Source organism: Mesorhizobium sp. M7A.F.Ca.CA.003.01.2.1, from assembly GCF_003998945.1.
Classification (GTDB): domain Bacteria; phylum Pseudomonadota; class Alphaproteobacteria; order Rhizobiales; family Rhizobiaceae; genus Mesorhizobium; species Mesorhizobium ciceri.
On record NZ_RZRA01001179.1, the window covers coordinates 1 to 1,446 of the forward strand.

General features: G+C 62.6%; 2 protein-coding genes. Both read right to left on the minus strand.

Going from position 1 to position 1,446, the window contains the following annotated elements:
- Positions 1 to 18: 18 nt before the first annotated feature.
- Complete coding sequence (locus EN969_RS30975) at positions 19 to 744, minus strand: GXGXG domain-containing protein (RefSeq protein ID WP_013532905.1); 726 nt, start codon at positions 742 to 744, stop codon at positions 19 to 21.
- 4 nt (positions 745 to 748) lie between these two features.
- The coding region (locus EN969_RS30980; RefSeq protein WP_127419730.1) for a glutamine amidotransferase family protein at positions 749 to 1,446 on the minus strand (698 nt) is incomplete at its 5' end.

A 1,446-nucleotide genomic window follows, 5' to 3' on the forward strand; every position in this document is an offset into this window, starting at 1 on the left:
CCTGTAGGTCATGCTGCCTCAATACGCGTCGGCGTTGTCGATATTGAAATTATAGAGGGTACGCGCCGAGCCGTAGCGCTTGAACTCCGACGGCTTGACGCCGGTGACGCCGGCGCGGTCGAGCAGGCCCTGCAGCAATTCCAGATGCTCGGTCCGCATTTCCTTGGCGATGCAGTCGGCGCCGAGGCTGTCGACCTTGCCGCGCACGAAGAGCCGCGCCTCGTAGATGGAATCGCCGAGCGCATCGCCGGCATCGCCCAACACCACCAGATTGCCTGACTGCGCCATGAAGGCCGACATATGGCCGATATTTCCATGCACGACGATATCGATGCCCTTCATCGAAATGCCGCAGCGCGACGAGGCGTTGCCTTCGATGACCAGCAGGCCGCCCTTGCCGGTGGCGCCGGCATACTGGCTGGCGTCGCCTTTGATGGTGATCGAGCCCGACATCATGTTCTCGCCGACTCCAGGCCCTGCCGAGCCATGCACGGTAATGGTGCTGCCGGAATTCATGCCGCCGCAGTAATAGCCGACGCTGCCGCGCACATCGATGGCAACAGGCTGGTCGACGCCAACGGCCACCGAATGGCTGCCTTTCGGGTTCAGCACTTCCCATGCCGTTTCGTTCGAGCCGGGAGCCAGATTGTGCAGCGCCTGGTTGAGTTCGCGCAGCGACAACTGGTCGAGATCGAAGACCCGAGGGTCGTGTGCCGCGGTTTTTGAAAGCGTGGTTGCCGGCATGAACTCAATGCTCCCAGAAATAGACGGTTGCGGGCTCGGGTTCCCAGACCCTCGCATTGTCTATGCCGGGCAGTTTGGTCAGCGCGCGATATTCCGAGCCGAAGGCGACATATTGGTCGGTTTCGGCCATCACGGCTGGCTTGCAGGCAATCGGATCGCGCACCACGCCAAAGCCGTTCTTGGTGCCGACGACGAAGGTGAAGAAGCCGTCGAGGTCGGAGAGCGTGCCTTCCAGCGCCTCGCCGAGATTCTTGCCATGCGCCATCTGTGACGAGAGATAGGCGGCAGCGACTTCGGTGTCGTTCTCGGTTTCGAAGGTCATGCCTTCGCGGATCAGTTCGCGGCGGACATTGTTGTGGTTCGACAGCGAGCCATTGTGCACCAGGCACTGGTCGGCGCCGGTCGAGAACGGATGCGCGCCCATCGTCGTCACCGCCGATTCCGTCGCCATGCGGGTATGGCCGATGCCATGTGTGCCGGTCATCTTGCGGACATCGAAGCGATCGACGACTGCCTCGGGCAGGCCGACTTCCTTGTAGATCTCGACCACGTCGCCGGCGCCCATGATGCGGATGTCGGGGCGCAGCGCCTGGATGGTTTCGCGCGCTTCATCGATCTTCGCGGGGGTGGTCCTGACGACTGCATGGGTGGATTTCACCGCGATCGTCACCGGCGTGCCGATGGCCTTGGCGAGCTCCGCCT

Coding starts and splice junctions, on each gene's coding strand:
- EN969_RS30975 (WP_013532905.1), bottom strand. CDS start 744: ATGCCGGCAACCACGCTTTCAAAAACCGCGGCACACGACCCTCGGGTC.